A 19,122-nucleotide genomic window follows, 5' to 3' on the forward strand; every position below is an offset into this window, starting at 1 on the left:
CATCTCGCTAAAGTATCGGCGAAAACGGCGCGTTTGCTGAGTATAAGTAAGCGGTATGGCTTTTTATTGATTATTGTTGGGATCGGCCCGGGGAGTTGTACGCGGAAAGGAATTTTTGTCGCGGGATTTGAACAGAAAGCCTGCAATATCCTGCCCTTAACGATTCAGCTAAATTTTAATGTTGCTTTTTTGTAAACAGATTAACACCTTTCAAAAATCCTGCTATGCTGCCGACGCGGTATCGGGCATTTACCCTACAAACTGCTGTCTCACAGGAGCGTGAAGAAAATCGCCCAGCCACTAAATCCTTCAAGATGCGTCAAGGCGGCAAACTGCCAATACCGAAGCAGATTGATTGAAGACGTGTAGGCCGCATTATGACAATGAGAAGCGAGGAGAACCGTCGTGCTAGAAGAATACCGTAAGCACGTAGCTGAGCGTGCCGCCATGGGGATTGTTGCCAAACCCTTAGATGCAACCCAAATGGCCGCGCTGGTAGAACTGCTGAAAAACCCGCCTGCGGGCGAAGAAGAATTCCTGTTAGACCTGCTGATTAACCGTGTACCGCCGGGCGTTGACGAAGCCGCCTATGTTAAAGCTGGATTCCTTGCCGCGATCGCCAAAGGCGAAGCGACCTCCCCCTTGGTAACCCCTGAAAAAGCCATTGAACTGCTGGGCACCATGCAGGGCGGTTACAACATTCACCCGCTGATTGATGCGCTGGACGACGCGAAACTGGCGCCGATTGCCGCGAAAGCGCTGTCGCATACTCTGCTGATGTTCGATAACTTCTACGACGTAGAAGAGAAAGCAAAAGCAGGCAATGAGCATGCTAAACGGGTCATGCAATCCTGGGCTGATGCTGAGTGGTTCCTGAACCGCCCGCAGCTGGCAGAGAAAATCACCGTTACCGTCTTCAAGGTCACCGGCGAAACCAATACCGATGACCTGTCTCCGGCGCCGGATGCCTGGTCTCGCCCGGATATCCCACTGCATGCGCTGGCGATGCTGAAAAACGCCCGCGAAGGTATTGAGCCGGATCAGCCGGGTGCGGTCGGCCCGATTAAACAAATCGAAGCGCTGCAGCAGAAAGGCTACCCGCTGGCCTACGTCGGCGACGTTGTCGGTACCGGTTCTTCGCGTAAATCCGCCACCAACTCGGTGCTGTGGTTTATGGGCGACGATATCCCGAACGTGCCGAACAAGCGCGGCGGCGGCCTGTGCCTGGGCGGCAAAATTGCCCCAATCTTCTTCAATACCATGGAAGATGCGGGCGCGCTGCCTATCGAAGTGGACGTGAACAACCTGAACATGGGCGACGTGATTGACGTTTACCCGTTCAAAGGCGAAGTGCGTAACCACGAGACCAACGAACTGCTGGCCAGCTTCGAGCTGAAAACCGATGTGCTGATCGACGAAGTGCGCGCCGGTGGCCGTATTCCGCTGATCATCGGCCGCGGCCTGACCACCAAAGCGCGCGAAGCGTTGGGTCTGCCGCACAGCGACGTATTCCGTCAGGCGAAAGACGTGGCGGAAAGCAACCGCGGCTTCTCTCTGGCGCAGAAAATGGTTGGCCGCGCCTGCGGCGTTGCCGGTATCCGTCCGGGCGCCTACTGCGAGCCGAAGATGACCTCCGTCGGTTCTCAGGACACCACCGGTCCAATGACCCGTGATGAACTGAAAGACCTGGCGTGTCTGGGCTTCTCCGCTGACCTGGTGATGCAGTCCTTCTGCCATACAGCGGCTTATCCGAAGCCGGTTGACGTGACCACGCACCATACCCTGCCGGACTTCATCATGAACCGCGGCGGTGTTTCTCTGCGTCCGGGCGATGGCGTTATCCACTCCTGGCTGAACCGTATGCTGCTGCCGGATACCGTGGGTACCGGCGGTGACTCCCACACCCGTTTCCCAATCGGTATCTCCTTCCCGGCGGGCTCTGGTCTGGTGGCCTTCGCCGCTGCGACCGGCGTGATGCCGTTGGATATGCCGGAATCGGTGCTGGTGCGCTTCAAAGGGAAAATGCAGCCGGGTATCACTCTGCGCGACCTGGTTCACGCCATCCCGCTGTATGCCATCAAGCAGGGCCTGCTGACCGTTGAGAAGAAAGGTAAGAAAAACATCTTCTCTGGCCGTATCCTGGAGATCGAAGGTCTGCCGGATCTGAAAGTCGAGCAGGCATTTGAACTGACCGATGCGTCCGCTGAACGTTCTGCTGCCGGCTGTACTATCAAGCTGAACAAAGAGCCGATCGTTGAGTATCTGAACTCCAACATCGTCCTGCTGAAGTGGATGATCGCCGAAGGCTACGGCGACCGCCGTACGCTGGAGCGTCGTATCCAGGGTATGGAAAAATGGCTGGCGGATCCGCAGTTGCTGGAAGCCGATGCTGACGCGGAATACGCGGCAGTGATCGACATCGATCTGGCGGATATCAAAGAGCCAATCCTGTGCGCGCCGAACGATCCGGACGATGCCCGCCTGCTGTCTGACGTGCAGGGCGAGAAGATCGACGAAGTGTTCATCGGTTCCTGCATGACCAACATCGGCCACTTCCGTGCCGCCGGTAAGCTGCTGGACAGCCACAAAGGCCAGCTGCCGACTCGCCTGTGGGTGGCGCCGCCAACCCGTATGGACGCCGCGCAGCTGACCGAAGAAGGCTACTACAGTGTGTTTGGTAAGAGCGGAGCGCGTATCGAAATCCCTGGCTGTTCCTTGTGTATGGGTAACCAGGCGCGCGTGGCCGACGGTGCAACGGTGGTTTCCACCTCTACCCGTAACTTCCCGAACCGTTTAGGTACCGGCGCTAACGTCTATCTGGCCTCTGCCGAGCTGGCAGCGGTGGCTTCTCTGCTCGGCAAACTGCCGACGCCGGAAGAGTACCAGACCTTCGTGGCGCAGGTGGATAAGACAGCGGAAGATACCTACCGTTATCTGAACTTCAACCAGCTGGATCAGTACACTGAAAAAGCTGACGGCGTGATCTTCCAGACCGCGGTGTAAAACCATTCGGTCAGCCCGGCTGACCGTTTGGCGACAAACTCCCCAATGCCCGGTGAACATTGCATCACCGGGCATTTTTATTTCCAAACCTCCTGCCCGTTACGCTTTTTTTCTTTCTGTCTGCTGCGATAATTACTGCATGGGTACAGTGCAGCGGTGACGCATTGCCCTTGCAGAGGAAAAGACTATGGACTACGAATTTCTGCGCGATATTACCGGAGTGGTAAAGGTGCGAATGTCGATGGATCACGAGGCGATTGGCCACTGGTTCAACGAAGAGGTGAAAGACAATCTTGCCCTGCTTGATGAAGTAGAGCAGGCTGCACGCACCGTGAAGGGCAGTGAACGTTCCTGGCAGCGGGCTGGCCATGAATATACGCTGTGGCTGGATGGCGAAGAGGTGATGATCCGCGCCAATCAGCTGGAATTTTCTGGCGATGAAATCGAGGAGGGGATGAGCTACTACGACGAAGAAAGCCTCTCTCTCTGCGGCGTGGAGGATTTCCTGCAGGTCGTTGCCGCTTATCGTGAATTTATGCAGCAGCGTTAATTATGCCGGGTGGTGCAAGACCGTAGCCCTGCTAAGCGTAGCGTGAGCAGGGGAAATCCCCGGGTAGCGGCTGGTGCCTTACCCGGGCGACCAGGCGGCGCAGTACCACAGGCCCGGCAAGCACAAGCGCCACCGGGCATTTCCAATATTACACGGCAGGAATATTGCGGCCGTAGTAAATCTCGCGCATCTCTTTCCACAGCAGGTCGGTAATGACCTTGCGCTCTTCGGCGGTCAACTCTTCCGGTCGGGTATGGAACATGTAGTGCTTAAGGTCAAACTCCTTGAGCAACATTTTGGTATGGAAGATATTTTCCTGATAAACGTTCACATCGACCATGTCATACAACGACTTAATGTCATCGGACATAAAGTTCTGAATCGAATTGATTTCATGATCGATAAAATGCTTCATCCCATTGATATCGCGGGTGAAGCCGCGCACGCGGTAGTCAATGGTCACAATGTCCGATTCCAGCTGGTGGATCAGATAGTTCAGCGCTTTGAGCGGTGAAATGACCCCGCAGGTAGAGACTTCGATATCGGCGCGGAAGGTGCACAGGCCACCTTCCGGATGGCTCTCCGGGTAGGTATGCACGCAGATATGGCTCTTATCGAGATGGGCGACCACGGTTTCCGGTAGCGGACCTGGATGTTCGGTTTGGTCGATAAGCTTGGGATCGACAGGCTCTTCGCTGACCAGAATGGTCACGCTGGCGCCCTGGGGTTCATAATCCTGACGGGCGATATTCAGGATATTGGCGCCAATAATAGAACAGGTTTCTGTCAGGATCTCCGTCAGGCGATTGGCATTATAGAGTTCGTCGATATAGGCGATGTAGCCGTCGCGCTCTTCCGCCGTTTTGGCGTAACAGATATCGTAGATACAAAAACTCAGGCTTTTGGTCAGGTTGTTAAAGCCGTGCAGCTTCAATTTTTTCAATTTAGTTCACCCCCTTACTTCGCGTCACGGTGCGGACAGAGCATCATGCAGATATTGTGGTAAGGCGAAGGCCGCCGTATGAATTGCCGGATTGTAGTAACGGCAGGTCAGGTTGGCTTTGTGAAAGCGCGCCTGAATGATTTCGCTGGAGAGATGGCGCAACGCCTCGTTGTCGCTCGCCCAGGCAAAGGTCATGATCCCGCCGTAATAGGTTGGGATGGCTGCCTGGTAGAAGCTGACGTCGCGAAAATAATGGCTCAGCTTGCGATGGCTTCCGACCGCTTCGTCCTGCTGCAGGAAACAAACGCCGTTTTGCGCAACGAATACGCCCCCCGGGTTCAGGCAGCGTTTGCAGCCTTCATAAAAAGCCGAGGTGAACAGGCTTTCGCCCGGACCAATAGGGTCGGTACAGTCCGAAATGATCACGTCAAACGTTTGCGTCGTCTGGTTAACAAAATTGACGCCATCATCAATCACCAGCGTGAAGCGCGGATCGTCGTAGGCCCCGGCGCTATGGTTGGGCAGGTACTGACGGCAGAATGAGACCACCCCGGCATCGATTTCCACCATGGTGATGGTTTCGATGCTACGGTGACGAGAGACTTCGCGCAGCATCGCGCCGTCGCCGCCGCCGATGATCAGGACATGCTTCGCGTTGCCGTGGGCCAGCAGCGGCACGTGGGTCATCATTTCGTGATAGATAAACTCATCACGTTCGGTGGTTTGTACGACGCCATCCAGCGCCATCACCCGGCCAAAGGCGCGGTTGTCGAAGATGATCAAATCCTGATGATCGGTTTTTTCGTGGTACAGCACGTTATCAACGCTAAAGTACTGACCAAAATGGTCATGCAGCGTTTCATGCCACAGTGGATTATCGGCCACGGTGAGGCTCCTCTTCGTTAACATCTGTTACACCCGTAAAACGAGTGCAACATCATAGACAACTATAGATGAGGATGCACGGCGGTTATTGCAGCAATGCGGCAGGAATAACCGCCACCGCCCGGGGAGGGCGGTGAGGTGGACGAGATTATTTCGCCGGTGCGGGTTGGGTATCGACTATCCGCACGGAATAAACCATGGTGGCGCCAGGCGGGATTTTCGGTGGCAATCCTTTACTGCCATAGGCTTTTTCGGGCGGGACGACCAGCGTCAAGGATCCATGGTTCTGCAGACGTTGCAGCGGTCCGCGAAACACCGGGGGATAGGCATCCAGCTTCTGGGTGAGCGCCTGATCTTTCGCTTCCATATCGTTGATCACTGTCCCGTCCGTCAGCATCTCTTTGATTACTACGGTGACCAGATCGTTACCGCTTATTTTTCCTTTGCCTGGATAATCGATACGACTGTAGACGCCATCTTTGAAGACCACATCTTTTTTGCGCGCAAACGTCTGCTGATATTTCTTACCGGCACTGATGTTTTTCTGCTCGATTTTATTCAGGTTCTGGAAAACCTGCTGTGAGACGTCAAACAGCGCCTTGTTACGCTCTTGTTCTCCGAGACGAAGCTGGCCGCTAAAGGCATCTTCGATACCCCGTAGCACCAGCCCGGCGTCGACGGTAATCCCCTGAGTGCGACGGGTGGTGAGGACGTTAAGGGCTTCTGTTCCCATCGAGGCGCCGATCGCATAAGCCTGCTGTTCTCCGGATGCGCTGAGTTTGATGTTGGCGCTCTCGCCGCTACGCGTTTTGGACTGTACAGAAAGCTGTGTTCTCAGCAGTTGGATTTCATCTTCTTTCATCCGTAGCTGGGCGTTGTCTTTGTCCGCCTGCAGGCGGTAGGCCGCAACAACCGCCGCCATCTCCGGTGGCTCATTTTTTGGCGCTGCGGCTGGATCAGGGCGGGTTGTTGGCGCTTTTTCCGCGGCGGCCAGTCGGGTAGTCAACGACTGCTTGTCGGCGTTTAGCGCCTTGACCTGGTCTAGAGCGGCCTGCTGCGTTTTCTCCGCGGCGTCGAGCCGGATAGTCAGCGACTGCTTATCGGTGGTCAGCGCTTTGACCTGTTCGAGAGCGGACAGCTTCTCTTTTTCCGCCGCGGCCAGTCGGGTGGCCAGCGGCTGTTTGTCGGCGTTAAGGGCTTTGGCCTGGTCGAGGGCGGTCTGTTTCTCTTTTTCCGCAGCCATCAGCCGGGCGGTGAGTGACTGCTTGTCTGTGTCGAGGGCTTTGAGCTGGCCGAGCGCGGTCTGCTGTGCTTTTTCCGTGGCGGCCAGCCGGGTGGTCAGCGTTTGTTTATCCGTATTCAGCGTGGTGAGGCTGGCGCTGAGCCGTTTATTTTCCGCTTCGACGCTCTGAAGCTGCGACGTTAATTGTTGGATCTGCTTAAGTGCGGCAGCCTGGCTCTGTTGCAGAGTATTATTCTGGGCAACCGCTTCCTTTTTAATTAACGCCTCATTTTCCGCCGTGGCGGCGGTTAAGGCGAGCTGTAATTGCTTTATTTTATTATTTAACGCCGCTTGCTCATTCGCAATGGATGTATCCGTGGCTGGTGTGGCGGTAAGCTGTTTTTTTAATTGTTGGATAATTTTATCTTTTTGCGCAATCGTTGCCTGTTGGCTGGCGATTCTTTTTTGCAACTGTGCGTTATTGGCCGTCGTTTTTTTATTGTCCGCGTTCTGGCGAGCGTCTGACGCTTGCTTTGCTGTGGCCGCAGAGCTTTTCTCTTCTTGCGCCTGAGCTTGCTGAGTTTGCTGCTGGGCGTAATCGAGAAAAGCCGGCGTAGCACCGGCGTAGAATGAGGTTGAAAGCGCCAGCGCCGCGACGAGCATCAGCAGTGGTGCTTTAGGGGTCAGCGTGGCGGGTTTGTTCATGGCAGTTTGTTTTCACCACGCTGTACCAGGGTATCGATCAGCGTTTTCTGGATATCGGAACACAGTTTGATGGATTTAAACTGATACATGGAGTCAATGCCCAGTCGGGTGGGATCGGCCACTTTCTCGCGCACGTTGTTGTATTGCGATGCCGAACGCACCAGGGCATTGAACTCATTGCTGAGTTTAGTTGCCTGCTGCGGGTTCACCTCTTTAAGTGAATCCAGCGCCTTTCGGCAGGACTCAATACGCTCCTGTTCGCTGGCCGCTCGCTCCTGCTCAGCCTGCTGCTGTGATGTGAGCGGCGTGGTGATCGGTTTTACCTGCTGGCGAGATGAGGTATTGCTACAGCCCACTAATAAAAGTGCGGCGAGCGGGATAATACGGAGAGTCGGAGAGATATTCACAATTTCAGTCCATGAAGTAGGTATATTTTCACCGGATTCTAGAAGGGTGCTTTTTATTTTGCAATATATGAGTAATGATATTTTATTAGTTTTTTAGTCATTCATCATTATTAGGGGTTTAATTTATTTGGCGAATTGATGGGTTTGCAATTAAATAAGATTTGTTTATATACAATAATAAATATAAATATTGATAGGTGACAAATGAAACGGTAACAGCGCGGAGCGTGACTGTCCGCGCAGGAGATTATTTGACGTAAGCCAACAGGCTGAGCGAATCGCGGGCCAGCGCTTTGCATTTTTTCGCCGTCGGGATGTTAATACCGCTGAGATCGCGGTAGCTGTCCTCGCCAAGCGCTTTCATGTTGTAGCTGTCGTAGTTGCTCAGGTCCCACTGGTTCTGTTGGGCAAAGAACACCAGCGCGCGTCGGATCTGTGTATTGGGCAGGTTCTGGTAGCCACAGTCGTTTTTCAGAAACACAAAAACCGCGGTTAAATCAGCCATATCTTCTGCTTCTGATTCGCTGAGCGCGTAGCTGTTGGCGGAGAGAGCAAGCAGGCTGCCGAGTACCATTGTTCTGAAAAGCGTCTTCATTTTTTCTACCATTAGATCACCGACGCTTCAAATTAGCATACTTCTTTACACAGCGCCGATCTTTATTCTTACTCTTCTGCTTGACCTTCCCGTTACGGTAGGGTTTAAGCTCAAATATTCGCCCGCAGAATAAAAAGGATGTGAATATGCAACGTCGAGACTTCCTCAAACTGACCGCCGCGGTCAGCGTGGCCAGTGCATTACCGCTATGGAGCCGTGCGGTTTTTGCGGCCAGTCGCCCGGCTCTGCCGATACCGACGCTGTTGACGGCCGATGCGCGCAACCGTATCGCCCTGACGATCCAGGCGGGCAAAACGCAGTTTGGCGCTCTGCACGCCACCACCTGGGGCTATAACGGTTCGCTGCTGGGTCCTGCGCTACAGTTGACGCAGGGGAAGGCCATTACGGTGGACATTACCAACCAGCTGGCGGAAGAGACCACGCTGCACTGGCATGGTCTGGAGGTCCCGGGCGAGGTCGACGGGGGGCCGCAGGGCGTTATCGCCCCGGGCGCCACCCGTACGGTGAGCTTCACGCCGACGCAGCGGGCGGCCACCTGCTGGTTTCATCCGCATCAACACGGGACCACCGGGCGGCAGGTGGCGATGGGGCTGGCCGGCCTGGTGCTGATCGAGGATGAAGAGAGCGGACGCCTGCTGCTGCCTAAGCAATGGGGAATTGATGATGTGCCGGTGATTGTCCAGGACAAGAAGTTCACCGCCGCCGGCGAGATCGACTACCAGCTGGATGTGATGAGCGCCGCCGTCGGCTGGTTTGGCGATACGCTGCTGACCAATGGCGCTCTCTATCCCGAACATGCCGCCCCGCGCGGCTGGCTCCGTCTGCGCTTGCTAAACGGCTGTAATGCCCGTTCCCTCAATTTTGCCACCAGCGATAAGCGTCCGCTGTACGTGGTGGCCAGTGACGGCGGTCTGTTGGCCGAGCCGGTCAAGGTCGATGAATTGCCGGTATTGATGGGGGAACGCTTTGAGGTGCTGGTGGACACCAGCGACGGTAAACCTTTCGATCTGGTGACCCTGCCGGTGAGCCAGATGGGCATGGCTATTGCGCCTTTTGATAAACCGCAGCCGGTGCTGCGCGTTCAGCCACTGGTCATTCCCGCCTCCGGCAAACTGCTGGATACGCTGGCCGCGCTGCCAGCGCTACCGTCCCTGACGGGGCTGACGCAGCGTCAGCTCCAGCTGTCGATGGATCCGATGCTCGACAGGATGGGCATGCAGGCGCTGATGGAGAAGTATGGCGACCAGGCGATGGCGGGAATGGACCACGGCATGATGGGGCATGGTGGCATGGGCGACATGAGCAATATGCACCACGGCGACATGAGCGATATGAGCAATATGAACCACGGGGCTGGTCGGGATCATGGCATGTCGTCAGGCAAGGGATTTGATTTCCATAACGCCAACCGCATCAACGGCAAAGCCTTCGACATGAATGTGCCGATGTTTGCCGCAGCCAGAGGCCAGTACGAGCGCTGGGTGATATCGGGTAAGGGCGACATGATGCTGCATCCGTTCCATATCCACGGCACCCAGTTCCGCATCCTCAGCGAGAACGGCAAGCCGCCAGCCGCGCACCGCAGCGGCTGGAAAGATACCGTCCGCGTGGAAGGTGACGTCAGTGAAGTGTTGGTGAAGTTTGATCATCCAGCGCCGAAGGAGTTTGCCTATATGGCCCACTGCCACCTGCTGGAGCATGAAGACACCGGGATGATGTTGGGATTCACGGTTTAGAGCTCTGCAGCCTGCTGCCATCTTCCATGGGGAGAAGGAATAAACACAAAAAAAACGGCAACTTTCGTTGCCGTTTTGCGTTTTATTTTGCGTCATCCGGGAGCGCATAGGCGACGATGTAGTCGCCCATTTTGGTACCGAACGAGCCGTGACCGCCGGCAGAGATGACAACATACTGTTTGCCATTCACTTCGTAGGTCATTGGGGTGGCCTGACCGCCGGCTGGCAGACGGGCTTCCCACAGCTTCTCGCCGTTGCTCATATTGTACGCGCGCAGGTAGTTATCTGCGGTCGCGCCGATGAACAGGACGTTACCGGCCGTGGAGATCGGGCCGCCAAGCATCGGCATCCCCATGGTGAACGGCAGCTTAACCGGCATCGGGAACGGCAGGCTGTCCTGCGGAGTACCGATACGTTTTTTCCATACCACTTCGTTGGTTTTCAGATCCAGCGCGGAGATATAGCCCCAGGCTGGCTGTTTGCACGGCAGACCGAACGGCGACAGGAACGGGTTCAGGGTCACGCCGTACGGGACGCCGTACTGTGGCTGCACGCCGGACTCGGTGCCAGAGCCTTTCGCATCTTTCGGCGGCTCCATCGGGTTGCCCGGGCCGCGTGGGATCAGTTTAGAGACGAACGGCAGCGCCATCGGGTTGGCAATAGCCACCTGACGGTTCGGATCGACGGAGATACCACCCCATTCAAACATCCCCAGGTTACCCGGGAAGACGAGAGTGCCCTGCTCAGATGGCGGAGTGAAGATACCTTCATAGCGCATCTGGTGGAAGATCACGCGGCACACCAGCTGATCGAACATGGTGGCGCCCCACATGTCCGCCCCGGTCAGATCTTTCTTCGGACGGAAGCTCAGATCGGAGAACGGCTGAGTTTTGGCGACGTAATCCCCTTTGGCAGCGCCCTGCGGAACCGGTTTTTCCGGGGCCGGGACCACCAGCTCGCCATTACGGCGATCCAGTACGAAGATGTTGCCGGTTTTCGCCGGGGCATAGACGACCGGTACGGTTTTACCATTAACCTCAATGTCCGCCAGCGTCGGCTGGGAGGGCATATCCATATCCCACAGATCGTGGTGGACGGTCTGGTAGCTCCAGGCCAGCTTACCGGTGGTGGCGTTCAGCGCCACAATCGAGCTGGCGTAACGCTCTTGCTCCGGCGTACGGTTGCCGCCCCAGATATCCGGGGTGGTCACGCCCATCGGCAGATAGACCAGATCCAGCTTAGCGTCGTAGGCGGCAGGCGCCCAGGAGTTCGGTGAGTTGAGTGTGAAGTGATGCTCATCGCTCGGGATGGCGTTCGGATCTTTCGCGCCCGGATCGAAGGCCCACAGCAGTTTACCGGTATTCACATCAAAGCCGCGGATCACGCCAGATGGCTCGCGGGTAGAGAAGTTATCGGTGACCGCGCCGGCAATCACGATGGTCTTATCGGTGATAATCGGCGGAGAAGTGGGTTCATACATACCCGGCGTGGTGACCGGCATGTTGGTCTGCAGGTTGAGAATACCTTTATTGGCAAAGGTTTCGCACAGCTTACCGTTGTCGGCGTTCACCGCGAACAGGCGGCCATCGTTCACCGGCAGGATAATACGGCGCGGACAGTCGGCGACGACGTCGGCAGGAGCGTTATCCGCTTTGGCTTCGTGATAAGAGACGCCGCGGCAGGTGACGTGCTGGAACGACGGATCGGCGTTCAGCTGCGGGTCAAAATGCCACTTCTCTTTACCGGTGGCCGCGTCCAGCGCGAACAGACGCTGGTGGGCGGTACACAGGAAGAGCGTGTCGCCGACTTTAATCGGCGTCACTTCGTTGGTGATTTCACCCGGGTCGTTCGGTTGCTTCAGGTCGCCGGTACGGAATACCCAGGCTTCCTTCAGGTTCTTCACGTTGTCGGCATTAATCTGCTTCAGTGGGGAGAAGCGCTGGCCTTCCTGGTTACGCCCATACGCCGGCCAGTCACCGTCGGCGACGGTGGAGATCGGCGCGGCCGGGGTGGCGTCGGCGCTCAGGGTACCGTTGACTTCCTGCGGGTCGTTAAAGCCGGCCCAGGTCAGCATGCCGCCGCTGATCAGCAGGGCGACGACCAGCGCGCCTACGGCGCCAGTGGAAGGGGAGGGCAGACGGCGCCAGACAAAGGGCAGGATCAGCCAGATACCAAAGAAGACGAGGATGTCGCTACGCGGCGTTAGCGCCCAGAAGTCGAAGCCGACTTCCCAGACGCCCCAGATCATGGTCGCCAGCAGCAGCGCGGCGTACAGCCACAGCGCAGCGCGTTTGCCGCGCAGCAGCATCACGGTCACGCCCAGCATCACCAGACCGGCGATGGGGTAGTACCAGGAGCCGCCAAGCACGACCAGCCATGCTCCGCCGATTAAAAGATAGAGGCCGCAGAACGCTGCAAATAGCGCAGTCAGCGTCACCAGGAGCCTTGATTGTTGAGACTTTGTTTCAGCCATAGAAAGTTACTCGTATGTTTGTTAATTTTTTAACTGCAATTAATTATAGGTTTTAACAAGTGTGATCGGAATCACAAATATGGCTTTATTAATCCCTGCACCGAAGATTTCTATTTGCTGGTATACTGGATGGCTTGCCGGTCATCGTCGGGGCGAAAGCAGCGGCTTTGATGATTTATATTTAGAATCAAATGGTTAGTCTTATGAAACATACTGTAGAAGTGATGATCCCGGAAACCGAGATCAAAGCGCGCATCGCGGAACTGGGTCGTCAAATCAACGAACATTACCAGGACAGCGGCAGCGAAATGGTGCTGGTGGGGCTGCTGCGCGGCTCATTTATGTTCATGGCCGACCTGTGCCGTGAAGTGCAGGTGCCGCATGAAGTCGATTTTATGACCGCCTCCAGTTACGGCAGCGGCATGTCCACTACCCGTGATGTGAAAATCCTCAAAGATCTGGATGAAGACATCCGTGGTAAAGACGTATTGATCGTGGAAGACATCATCGACTCCGGCAATACCCTGTCTAAAGTGCGTGAGATCCTCAGCCTGCGCGAGCCGAAATCGCTGGCCATTTGTACGCTGCTGGATAAACCAAGCCGTCGTGAAGTCAACGTCCCGGTTGAGTTCGTCGGTTTCGCCATTCCGGACGAGTTCGTGGTGGGCTACGGTATCGACTACGCCCAGCGCTACCGTCATCTGCCGTATATTGGCAAAGTCACCCTGCTGGACGAGTAAGAGATATCCCACTCTGGACAGCGCGCGCCGCGCTCTCCAGGGTGGCTAAGCCTGAAGGCTATTTGTGGTTGATATGCTTGATCTTGAGGTTGGAGATCCCGTGGCGATAGCGCTGTTCGAGGGTTTCCCGGCTCACAGCGGTGACATCCAGATCGCGCAGCAGCCCGTCGTGAATGCCGTATGCCCAGCCGTGGATGGTGACCTTCTGTCCGCGCTTCCACGCCGATTGCATAATCGTCGAATGTCCCAGGTTGTATACCTGCTCCATCACGTTCAGTTCGCAAAGGGTATCCAGACGGCGCTCCTCCGGCATTTCACCCAGCAGTGAGCTGTGCTTAAACCAGATATCGCGGATATGCAGCAGCCAGTTGTCGATGAGCCCCAGCTCCGGGTTTTCCACCGCCGCCTGCACGCCGCCGCAGCCGTAATGGCCGCAGATGATAATGTGCTCGACTTCGAGGACATCGACGGCATACTGCACTACCGACAGGCAGTTCAGGTCAGTGTGGATCACCAGATTGGCGACGTTACGATGGACAAACAGTTCGCCTGGTTCCAGGCCGGTAAGTCGCTCAGCGGGAACGCGGCTGTCAGAGCAGCCAATCCACAGAAAGCGCGGTTTCTGCGCCTGCGACAGTTTCTCAAAAAAGCCGGGGTCCTCTTCCACCAGCATTTTTGACCATAGTGCATTATTGCTGATGAGTGTATCTATATCATTCATGGACGTTATCGGCCTGTAACCAAGTAAGTGCGTTGCGCTAATATAGGGTAAGCTCACCTTTTTTAAAACCATCTTAACCCGTGATACTTCAGGCTACCGATGCGTTGGCGGCGCCAGCGCCAGTAGAATGCAAACGTGAGTCAGGCGGGTTAATGACGTGTCACGACACGAGAAGAGATATTTAATGACCATTGCTCTGGAATTAAAACAGCTCAAAAAAACCTACCCCGGCGGGGTTCAGGCGCTGCGGGGAATCGACCTGCAGGTCGAGGCGGGGGATTTCTATGCCCTGCTGGGGCCGAACGGGGCCGGAAAATCCACGACTATCGGCATCATCAGTTCGCTGGTGAATAAAACCTCCGGTCAGGTCAATGTCTTTGGCTACGATCTGGAAAAAGATGTCGTCAACGCCAAGCGTCAGCTTGGCCTGGTGCCGCAGGAGTTTAACTTCAACCCGTTCGAGACCGTGCAGCAGATTGTCGTTAACCAGGCGGGCTACTACGGCGTGGAACGCAAAGAAGCCGTCGCCCGCAGCGAAAAATACCTAAAACAGCTCGATCTGTGGGAAAAACGCAACGAACGCGCGCGGATGCTCTCCGGCGGGATGAAGCGTCGCCTGATGATCGCCCGCGCGTTAATGCATGAGCCGAAGTTGCTGATCCTCGACGAACCGACCGCTGGCGTCGATATTGAACTGCGTCGCTCAATGTGGGGCTTTCTCAAGGATCTGAACGATCGCGGGACCACCATTATCCTGACCACCCACTATCTCGAAGAGGCCGAAATGCTGTGCCGCAACATCGGCATCATCCAGCACGGCGCGCTGGTGGAAAACACCTCGATGAAAGCGCTGCTGTCGAAGCTGAAGTCTGAGACCTTTATTCTCGACCTCGCGCCAAAAAGCCCGGTACCGAAGCTCGAAGGCTACCAGTACCAGCTGGTCGATACCTCGACGCTGGAAGTCGAGGTTCTGCGCGAGCAGGGGATTAACAGCGTCTTTGCCCAACTGAGCGCCCAGGGGGTGCAGGTACTGAGTATGCGTAACAAAGCTAACCGCCTGGAAGAGCTGTTTGTCACGCTGGTGCATGAGCGAAAAGGAGAGTCAGCATGATGCAGCTTTATTGGGTCGCGCTGAAAAGCATCTGGACCAAAGAGATCCACCGTTTTATGCGCATCTGGATCCAGACGCTGGTGCCGCCGGTGATCACCATGACCCTGTACTTCGTGATTTTTGGCAACCTGATCGGGTCGCGCATCGGCGAGATGCATGGCTTTACCTATATGCAGTTTATCGTGCCGGGCCTGATCATGATGGCGGTGATCACCAACGCTTACGCCAATGTCGCCTCGTCGTTCTTCAGCGCCAAGTTTCAGCGCAATATTGAAGAGCTGCTGGTGGCGCCGGTGCCGACGCATGTGATCATCGCTGGCTACGTTGGCGGCGGCGTGGCGCGCGGACTGTGCGTGGGGATCCTGGTGACGGCGGTATCGCTGTTCTTTGTGCCGTTCCAGGTTCACTCCTGGCTGTTTGTCGCCCTGACGCTGATCCTCACCGCGGTGCTGTTCTCGCTGGCGGGTCTGTTGAACGCGGTGTTTGCCAAGACCTTTGACGACATTAGCCTGATCCCGACCTTTGTGCTGACGCCGCTGACCTACCTCGGCGGGGTGTTCTACTCGCTGACCTTGCTGCCGCCGTTCTGGCAGGGGTTGTCGCATCTGAATCCCATCGTCTACATGATCAGCGGTTTCCGCTTCGGCTTCCTGGGTATCAACGATGTGCCGCTGGTGACCACCTTTGCGGTGCTGGTGGTCTTCATCGTCGCCTTCTATCTGCTTTGCTGGTCGTTAATCCAGCGCGGCCGCGGCCTGCGCAGCTGATGCTCATCACGGTTAGCGCTTCCTGATGCCAATACGCGAAGCGCTAACCGCTTATCTTTGACCGCCATCACCGATACGTCATCCTCCCCTTGCTACATTGTTGGCTGGCTAAGGAGGGAAGCATGCTTGGTTGGGTCATTACCTGCCACGATGAGCTGGCGCAGGAGATGCTGGATCGTCTTGAACGAAAATTTGGTCCGCTGGCCCAGTGCCGGGCGGTCAATTACTGGCGCAATCTCAGCAGTAATATGTTGAGCCGGATGATGTGCGATGCGCTGCATGCCACCGACTCCGGGGATGGCGTCATTTTCCTGACCGACAGAACCGGCGCGGCGCCTTATCGGGCCGCGGCGCTGATGAGCCACAAACATACCCACTGCGAAGTGATCTCCGGCGTCAGCTATTCATTACTTGAGCGAATGTATCTGCTGCGGGGCACGTTAAGCAGCGATGCGTTCCGTCAGACTATCGTCAGTGCGGGCGGGCCGATGGTGAGCAGCTTGTGGCATCAGCAGCAGAAGAATCCCCCGTTCCGCTTGCGCCATGATACCTTCGGAAATTAAGCAGCGTGACAGATGCTGCTTTTGTTACAATAGCTGCCGTTTATGGTTTACCGGTTCGATGCGCATGCTTGCCCGATTTTTTACGTTTCTTTTTTTACTGACCTCGCTCAGCGCTTCCGCCAGCCTGCTTAGCCAGCAGGGCAAGCCTGTACGCTATATGCAGACTACCGAAGATGCGGTCATCTGGGCGCAGGTGGGGAACCGTGTGGTCAGCGTCGGCAATGTGCGTGCCGGGCAGATCCTCGCGGTCGTCCCGACGGCGGCTGACTATTATGAATTTCGCTTCGGCTTCGGCACCGGGTTTATTGATAAAGGCCACCTCGAGCCGGTACAGGGTAAACAGCGAGTGGAGGACCGACTGGGGGATCTCAATAAACCGTTGAGTAACCAGAATTTACTCACCTGGAAAGATACTCCGCTCTATGATGCTCCTTCAGTGAGCAGCGTGCCGTTTGGTACGCTGGCCACTAATCTGCGCTATCCGATCCTCAGCAAGCTGAAAGACCGGCTCAATCAGACCTGGTTTCAGATCCGCATTGGCGACCGGCTGGCGTGGGTCAGCAGTCTGGATGCGCAGGAAGATAACGGTATTCCCGTGCTGACCTATCACCACATTCTGCGCGACGAAGAGAACACCCGTTTCCGCCATACCTCGACCACCACCTCGGTACGCGCCTTCAACAACCAGATGACCTGGCTGCGCGATCAGGGCTATACCACGCTGACCTTGTATCAACTGGAAGGCTATGTGCGTAATAAAATCAACCTTCCGGCGCGGGCAGTGGTCATTACCTTCGATGACGGCCTGAAGTCGGTAAACCGTTACGCCTATCCGGTGCTGAAACAGTACGGCTTCCATGCCACTGCATTTATTATCTCCTCGCGTATTAAGCGCCATCCGCAGAAATGGGATCCGAAATCGCTGCAGTTCATGAGTATTTCTGAGCTACGGCAGATCCAGGATGTTTTTGATATTCAGTCGCATACCCACTTCCTGCATCGGGTTGACGCCAGCCGCCGGCCGATTTTATTCAGCCGCAATTACCATAATATTCTGTTTGATTTCGCCCACTCGCGCCGGGCGCTCAGCCAGTTTAATCCGCATGTTCTCTACCTTTCCTATCCCTTCGGCGGCTATAACGCCACGGCGGTGCAGGCGGCGAATGACGCCGGGTTTCATATGGCGGTGACGACGGTGCGGGGGAAGGTGAAGCCGGGGGACAATCCGTTTCTGCTGAAGCGGTTATATATCTTACGGACGGATTCGCTGGAGACGATGTCGCGGCTGATCAGTAACCAGCCGCAGGGGTAACACCGGCGCTGTGCCTGAGCGCAGCGCCGCGGTCATCAGGCGACCTGAACCGGAATGGCTTTCGCCTGGCGCTTCATTTCGTTGTCGCCTTCGAAGTAGGCGATGTTGGGCTGCCAGGTGCGCGCCTCTTCGTCCGACATGGTGACGAAGCTGGCGATGATCAGGATATCGCCGACGCTGGCGCAGTGCGCGGCGGCGCCGTTGACGGAGATGATTCTGGAACCCCGTTCGGCGGCAATGGCGTAGGTGGAGAAACGGTTGCCGTTGGTGACGTTCCAGAGGTGAATGGTTTCATTCTCCAGAATACCGGCCGCATCCAGGAAATCCTGGTCAATGGCGCATGAACCTTCATAGTGCAGGTCAGCCTGCGTGACTTTTACGCGGTGGAGCTTGCCCTGCAGCATATTACGCATCATAACTTCTACCCTTCAACCTTAATGTAGCAGAGCGGACAGGTCGTCCGCCCTGAGAAAAGCCCGGGCAAGTATTGCCCGATTTTTACCCGCTGTCTACTGACCGAGCGTGACGATCTGGTTGTCGATCAGGCGGGCCTGCCCTAACCAGGCGGCCATCAGGATCACCGCGCGCTGGCTGGCATCCGTCAGCTCAAGCAGGGTGTCGGCATCGCGGATCTGAATGTCGTCGGCGCGGAAGCCTTTTTCATTCAGCTCCTGTTCAGCGATAGCGATGATCTCGTCGAGTTGGCGATCGCCGGCGGCCAGTTTTTCCGCCACCGTGCTCAGCACCTTGTACAGGCCGGGAGCGATTTTGCGCTGGTCGGCGGTCAGGTAGCCATTGCGCGAACTCAGCGCCAGGCCATCTTTCGCGCGGACGATCGGCACGCCGATAATCTCGATATCGTAGCCCATGTCGGCGACCATCTTGCGGATCAGCGCCAGCTGCTGGAAGTCTTTCTCGCCGAAGCAGGCGACGTCCGGCTGAACCAGATTGAACAGCTTACTGACGATGGTCGACACGCCGCGGAAATGGCCCGGGCGGCTGGCGCCTTCCAGCATAGTGGACAGGCCTGGGACGTCGACGTAGGTCTGGCCTTCGGTGCCCTGCGGGTAGACTTCCGCCGGCGTCGGTGCGAAGACAAAGTCGACATGGCGCTTGTTCAGCTTTTCGCAATCATCCTGCAGGGTACGCGGGTAGCGTGCCAGGTCGTCGGCGCGGTCAAACTGCATCGGATTGACGAAAATACTGACCACCACCACGTCCGCGCTGGCTTTAGCCTCATCAACCAGCTTCATATGACCATCATGCAGGTTGCCCATCGTCGGAACTAGCGCGATACGCTTACCTTCCTGACGCAGACGGCGGATATGCTGACGCAGCAGCAGCACGGATTCAATAATCAGCACAACA

18 protein-coding genes are annotated in these 19,122 nt (G+C 56.2%); 9 read left to right on the plus strand and 9 right to left on the minus strand.

The annotated features are described in order from the left end of the window. The first annotated feature begins 405 nt into the window (after positions 1 to 405). Both acnB and yacL read left to right on the plus strand, forming a co-directional pair. Positions 406 to 3,003 (plus strand): bifunctional aconitate hydratase 2/2-methylisocitrate dehydratase, encoded by a 2,598-nt coding sequence (gene acnB, locus CWM54_RS23025; protein ID WP_074386855.1) that lies wholly within the window; start codon positions 406 to 408, stop codon positions 3,001 to 3,003. A 187-nt stretch (positions 3,004 to 3,190) separates the two neighbouring features. Then, positions 3,191 to 3,553, plus strand: coding sequence for a protein YacL (gene yacL / locus CWM54_RS23030; RefSeq protein WP_004204373.1), 363 nt, complete (start codon positions 3,191 to 3,193; stop codon positions 3,551 to 3,553). Between the two features lie 148 nt (positions 3,554 to 3,701). Here yacL and speD read toward each other — a convergent pair whose 3' ends face one another. From speD to CWM54_RS23055, 5 genes are all read right to left on the minus strand, one after another. Continuing rightward, positions 3,702 to 4,496, minus strand: a complete 795-nt coding sequence (gene speD, locus CWM54_RS23035) for an adenosylmethionine decarboxylase (RefSeq protein WP_008807406.1) — start codon at positions 4,494 to 4,496, stop codon at positions 3,702 to 3,704. A 24-nt stretch (positions 4,497 to 4,520) separates the two neighbouring features. After that, positions 4,521 to 5,381 carry a polyamine aminopropyltransferase gene (speE, locus tag CWM54_RS23040; RefSeq protein WP_008807405.1) on the minus strand — a complete coding sequence of 287 codons (861 nt, stop codon included), beginning with the start codon at positions 5,379 to 5,381 and terminating at the stop codon, positions 4,521 to 4,523. Between the two features lie 148 nt (positions 5,382 to 5,529). After that, a complete protein-coding gene (locus tag CWM54_RS23045) occupies positions 5,530 to 6,744 on the minus strand; it encodes an FKBP-type peptidyl-prolyl cis-trans isomerase (protein WP_165785958.1) in 1,215 nt (404 codons plus the stop codon). Positions 6,745 to 7,304: 560 nt separating this feature from the next. Continuing rightward, positions 7,305 to 7,715 (minus strand): hypothetical protein, encoded by a 411-nt coding sequence (locus CWM54_RS23050; RefSeq protein ID WP_061155738.1) that lies wholly within the window; start codon positions 7,713 to 7,715, stop codon positions 7,305 to 7,307. Positions 7,716 to 7,962: 247 nt separating this feature from the next. After that, positions 7,963 to 8,310 carry a YacC family pilotin-like protein gene (locus CWM54_RS23055; RefSeq protein WP_002888808.1) on the minus strand — a complete coding sequence of 116 codons (348 nt, stop codon included), beginning with the start codon at positions 8,308 to 8,310 and terminating at the stop codon, positions 7,963 to 7,965. A gap of 146 nt (positions 8,311 to 8,456) precedes the next feature. Here CWM54_RS23055 and cueO point away from each other — a divergent pair, with 146 nt between their 5' ends. Next, a complete protein-coding gene (gene cueO / locus CWM54_RS23060; RefSeq protein WP_100698608.1) occupies positions 8,457 to 10,067 on the plus strand; it encodes a multicopper oxidase CueO in 1,611 nt (536 codons plus the stop codon). A gap of 82 nt (positions 10,068 to 10,149) precedes the next feature. Here the strand turns inward: cueO and CWM54_RS23065 are convergent, their stop codons facing one another. After that, complete coding sequence (locus CWM54_RS23065) at positions 10,150 to 12,540, minus strand: glucose/quinate/shikimate family membrane-bound PQQ-dependent dehydrogenase (protein WP_061155736.1); 2,391 nt, start codon at positions 12,538 to 12,540, stop codon at positions 10,150 to 10,152. 79 nt (positions 12,541 to 12,619) lie between these two features. Here CWM54_RS23065 and CWM54_RS28835 point away from each other — a divergent pair, with 79 nt between their 5' ends. Both CWM54_RS28835 and hpt read left to right on the plus strand, forming a co-directional pair. Then, positions 12,620 to 12,739: a hypothetical protein gene (locus CWM54_RS28835; RefSeq protein WP_162677996.1), complete on the plus strand. Its 120-nt coding sequence runs from the start codon at positions 12,620 to 12,622 to the stop codon at positions 12,737 to 12,739. Between the two features lie 4 nt (positions 12,740 to 12,743). Then, complete coding sequence (hpt, locus tag CWM54_RS23070; protein ID WP_023322073.1) at positions 12,744 to 13,280, plus strand: hypoxanthine phosphoribosyltransferase; 537 nt, start codon at positions 12,744 to 12,746, stop codon at positions 13,278 to 13,280. Between the two features lie 58 nt (positions 13,281 to 13,338). Here hpt and can read toward each other — a convergent pair whose 3' ends face one another. After that, positions 13,339 to 14,001: a carbonate dehydratase gene (can, locus tag CWM54_RS23075; RefSeq protein ID WP_012542834.1), complete on the minus strand. Its 663-nt coding sequence runs from the start codon at positions 13,999 to 14,001 to the stop codon at positions 13,339 to 13,341. 184 nt (positions 14,002 to 14,185) lie between these two features. On the opposite strand from can, the gene CWM54_RS23080 reads away from it, so the two are divergent. The 4 genes from CWM54_RS23080 to CWM54_RS23095 all read left to right on the plus strand — a co-directional run bounded on the left by CWM54_RS23080 (position 14,186) and on the right by CWM54_RS23095 (position 17,754). Then, positions 14,186 to 15,112, plus strand: a complete 927-nt coding sequence (locus CWM54_RS23080; protein WP_008807399.1) for an ABC transporter ATP-binding protein — start codon at positions 14,186 to 14,188, stop codon at positions 15,110 to 15,112. Further along, a complete protein-coding gene (locus CWM54_RS23085) occupies positions 15,109 to 15,879 on the plus strand; it encodes an ABC transporter permease (RefSeq protein WP_008807398.1) in 771 nt (256 codons plus the stop codon). Before CWM54_RS23080 ends, CWM54_RS23085 begins: the two co-directional genes overlap by 4 nt. 122 nt (positions 15,880 to 16,001) lie before the next feature. Beyond that, positions 16,002 to 16,442 (plus strand): PTS sugar transporter subunit IIA, encoded by a 441-nt coding sequence (locus CWM54_RS23090; RefSeq protein ID WP_100698610.1) that lies wholly within the window; start codon positions 16,002 to 16,004, stop codon positions 16,440 to 16,442. 58 nt (positions 16,443 to 16,500) lie between these two features. Further along, the gene (locus CWM54_RS23095; protein ID WP_100698612.1) at positions 16,501 to 17,754 is read left to right on the plus strand and encodes a polysaccharide deacetylase family protein; all 1,254 of its coding nucleotides are present in this window, start codon (positions 16,501 to 16,503) and stop codon (positions 17,752 to 17,754) included. A 35-nt stretch (positions 17,755 to 17,789) separates the two neighbouring features. On the opposite strand, the gene panD is transcribed toward CWM54_RS23095, so the two are convergent. After that, positions 17,790 to 18,170, minus strand: a complete 381-nt coding sequence (gene panD, locus CWM54_RS23100; RefSeq protein ID WP_008807395.1) for an aspartate 1-decarboxylase — start codon at positions 18,168 to 18,170, stop codon at positions 17,790 to 17,792. 93 nt (positions 18,171 to 18,263) lie between these two features. Next, on the minus strand, positions 18,264 to 19,118 hold the full coding sequence (gene panC, locus CWM54_RS23105) for a pantoate--beta-alanine ligase (protein ID WP_100681603.1): 855 nt from the start codon (positions 19,116 to 19,118) through the stop codon (positions 18,264 to 18,266). Between the last annotated feature and the right edge of the window lie 4 nt (positions 19,119 to 19,122).

Source organism: Klebsiella sp. D-Nf1 (assembly GCF_002810515.1).
Classification (GTDB): Bacteria; Pseudomonadota; Gammaproteobacteria; order Enterobacterales; family Enterobacteriaceae; genus Klebsiella; species Klebsiella variicola.